This is a genomic window from Acidovorax sp. HMWF018, assembly GCF_003061035.1.
Taxonomy (GTDB): Bacteria; Pseudomonadota; Gammaproteobacteria; order Burkholderiales; family Burkholderiaceae_C; genus Acidovorax; species Acidovorax delafieldii.
Genome location: NZ_QAIM01000127.1, coordinates 26105 through 29600, shown reverse-complemented (window position 1 = coordinate 29600; position 3496 = coordinate 26105). Strand labels below are relative to the sequence as shown.

The window sequence follows — 3496 nt, the reverse complement described above, 5'->3', positions numbered from 1 at the left end:
CGGGTTTGGCTGCCGGTGCGGGCTTGCTGGCAACCTTGGCAGGGGCTGGTGCAGGGCTGGCGAGCTTGGGGGCCGGTGTGGGGGCTGTGGCCACAGTGGCGGGCTTGGCAGGCAACTCGTGTTCCAGGATGAATGCGCGCACCTTGGGGTACACGATGTCGCGCCAGCGGCGGCCACTGAAGATACCGTAGTGGCCTGCGCCCTTGGCTTCCAGGTGGCGTTGCTCCTTGCGCACGATGCCGCTGCACAGGTCGTGGGCCGCTTCAGTCTGGCCCGAGCCAGAGATGTCGTCCAGCTCGCCTTCCACCGTGAAGAGGGCTGTGGTCTTGATGTCTTGCGGACGCACGCGCTCCAGCTTGCCGGCGGGTGAGCGCACATCCCAGGTGCCGTTCACCAGCTTGTAATCCTGGAACACGGTCTGGATGGTTTCGAGGTAGTAGTCCGCATCCATGTCCAGCACGGCGTTGTACTCGTCGTAGAACTTGCGGTGCGCCTCGGCACTTGCGTCGTCGCCCTTGATCAGGTCCTTGAAGTAATCGTAGTGGCTGGTCGCATGGCGGTCCGGGTTCATGGCCACAAAACCGGTGTACTGCAAAAAGCCCGGGTACACGCGGCGGCCCGCGCCGGGGAATTTCTCCGGCACGCGGTAGATCACGTTGTTCTCAAACCACTCATAGCTGCGGTTGGTCGCCAGATTGTTCACTGCCGTGGGCGACTTGCGAGCGTCGATGGGGCCACCCATCATGGTCATCGTCAGGGGCGTTTTCTCGCCGCGGCTGGCCATCAGCGACACGGCGGCCAGCACGGGCACCGTCGGTTGGCACACACTGATCACGTGGCAGTTGCCGTAGATGCCCTGCAGATGGCGGATGAAGTCCTGCACGTAGTTGACGTAGTCGTCGAGGTGGAACTCCCCCTCCGACAGCGGCACCAGGCGGGCGTTCTTCCAGTCGGTGATGTAGACCTTGTGGTCCTTGAGCATGGTGCGCACGGTGTCGCGCAGCAGCGTGGCGTAATGACCCGAGAGCGGTGCCACGATCAGCACCACGGGCTGGCCCTTGAGCTTGGTCAGCGTGGCAGGGTCGTCCGAAAAGCGCTTGAAGCGGCGCAGCTCGCAAAACGGCTTGTCGACCTCAATGCGTTCGTGGATAGCGACACCGATACCGTCCACGTCGACCGTGTGGATGTCGAAGGCGGGCTTTTCGTAGTCCTTGCCCAGGCGGTAGAGCAGGTCGTAACCGGCAGCCATGCGCTGTGCTGCTGAGGTCTGGCTCAGCGGCGAGACGGGGTTGCTGAACAACTTGGAAGCCGCCTGCGCAAAATCTGTGAAGGGCTCCATCAAGGAGCGCTGGGTTTCGTAGAGGTGGTACAGCATGGGGCGAAACTCCGTTTTGTTGCAGTGCAATATAGCAGCACTTGGTAACAAGCGCATGGAGTAAAACCACCAATGTCCAGTCGCCTATGCGACAAATTGACGTGGCCCCAGGGGCGGCGCGCCGGTTCGGCGACGAAGGCTGCGGATCTATCAAAAATGATAGCAACTCAGGCAATTAGCACTAGCGCTTGCGCCGATTTTCGCCTCAACCCTGCACTTTGGGCTCTGCGTTGTCGCTCAGCCAGGCCTCGAACGACTCGCGGGCCGAGTTGCGCAATGCGGGGCGGAACGCCGTCTTGTTACTCAGATACAGGCAGTGCCGGATCACCGTGTACGGGTTGAAGCTGCCCTGCGGGTTTTGCTCTTCAAAGTGCTGCTTGTAGCGTTTGACCACTCCGATCGTCTCGCGCATGAGACTGTTGAAGCGCGCACGTGTCATGCCGGCTGACCAGGCCTGGATGTCGTCCACAAACCCATCGACCTTGGACGGCTCGAATTCGAAGTCCTTGAAAAAATGCGTGGCGATCTTCAAGAACGTGAACGCGTTCAGTTCGCTGCTGGTGGCGGCTGCGCGGGTGGGCGCCTGCAAATCGGCGGCGACATCGGTTGCGGGTTCGGCGGTTTCGTCGGGGGCCTGCAGCAACTCGGCCGCCGTGGCATCGCGAATCTGGCGGAACTCGCGGTCGGCCAGCTCGAACAGGGCGGACAGCACGTTGATGCGCCGCTTGAGCTGGCCCGGGATGGATTTTTTGTACTTGATCTTATGGTCCAGCACGCTCCACGAGTCCTGGATGATGGTGCGCACCTGCAGCTCGAAGGGCCACTTGGCATAGGCCGCGTGCTCCGGCAGGTCGCGTTCGGCCACGCTCAGCCGCAGGTCCAGGTGCAGCCCTTTGTAGCCGAAGGACGCCTCGGTGCTTTCCACCGCCGAGACCTTGTCGGTCACGTCGATCACGGCGAAATGGGCGCGCACGATCTGGGCAATCTTCTCCAGCTCGTCTTCATACAGGCACACCACCCGCACGCCAATCAGGTCGGTGATGTAAGTCTCTATGTCGTAGGGGGTGTTGCTCTCTTCCAGCGCCGGACGGTATTTGCGCACGAACTTGCGCACGCATTCGTCCACATCCTTCACGCGGCCCTCCACCTTGGTGATGTCCACGCCGCCCGCCCGAGTTACCACCGCCGCCACCCGCGCGGTCAGAGCTGCGCAGGCGTCTTCCAGCGCAACCGCCTGCGCGGTGTACCAGCTGCGAAATTGGGATTCCTCCAGGTCGAAATCGAGCGATGCCATGCCAGGCCTTTGTGGTGGGTATTGTCAGGGTTGATACGGGAAGTGGGTGCGGGCGCATAGCCGTTGGCCCAGCGGTGCGAGCATAAACGGCATGTTGGGAGCCGGCATGTGCAGTTTGCGCGCAAATGCCCCTTTTCGGCGCAGGACAGATGCTCATAATGGGGCAGCACCGCCGGTGCATCGAAGTCACACCATCCACCATGACACCCCACCCAGCCCCCGACAACGATGACCTCGCCGCGCCAGGGCAGGCGGCATGGGTGTCTGAAGGGGTTGCGGGCACCAGCAACCACCGCTGGTTGCCCGTGGTGCTGCCCCCACTGATCGCGCTGCTGACCTTGGGGCTGACCTTCCTGTACTGGCAGAGTGAAGAAAAGAACACGAGGACCAAACGCGAGCAGAACTTTGAGGTGGCGGCCGACCAGATTGCCTACAACCTCAAGGACCGCATGGCGACCTACGAGGTGGTGTTGCGCGGCGTCAAGGGCTACTTTGAGGGGTCGGAGCGCATCGACCGCGAGGAGTTTCAGGCCTATGTGAGCGCGCTGCAGTTGCAGGCAACCCGTCCCGGGCTGCAGGGGGTGTCGCTGATTCTGCAGTTTCCTGGCAAGGCGCTCGCTGCCCATCTGGAGGACATGCGCCAGCGCGGTTTTGACCAATATGCAGTGCGCCCGCCCGGCGAGCGCGAGTGGCTGGCACCCATCACCCACATCGAGCCGCTGGAGGGCCCCAACCTCAAGGCGCTGGGACTGGATGTGTTGACCATTCCGCCTGCCAAGGAGGCGCTGGACCGGGCCCGTGACACCGGAGCGCTGGCGTTGTCCGGG

Annotated in this window: 3 protein-coding genes; 1 reads left to right on the top strand and 2 read right to left on the bottom strand. The window is 62.6% G+C overall.

What is annotated here, in order from left to right:
- Positions 1–1375, bottom strand: a 1375-nt coding sequence (gene phaZ / locus DBR23_RS04985) for a polyhydroxyalkanoate depolymerase (protein ID WP_199227633.1), incomplete at its 3' end; no start/stop codon positions are given.
- Positions 1376–1580: 205 nt separating this feature from the next.
- Positions 1581–2669, bottom strand: coding sequence for a GTP pyrophosphokinase family protein (locus tag DBR23_RS04980; protein ID WP_108497507.1), 1089 nt, complete (start codon positions 2667–2669; stop codon positions 1581–1583).
- Between the two features lie 200 nt (positions 2670–2869).
- On the opposite strand from DBR23_RS04980, the gene DBR23_RS30315 reads away from it, so the two are divergent.
- Positions 2870–3496 (top strand): CHASE domain-containing protein (locus tag DBR23_RS30315; RefSeq protein ID WP_233250280.1); only part of this gene is annotated, 627 nt, incomplete at its 3' end.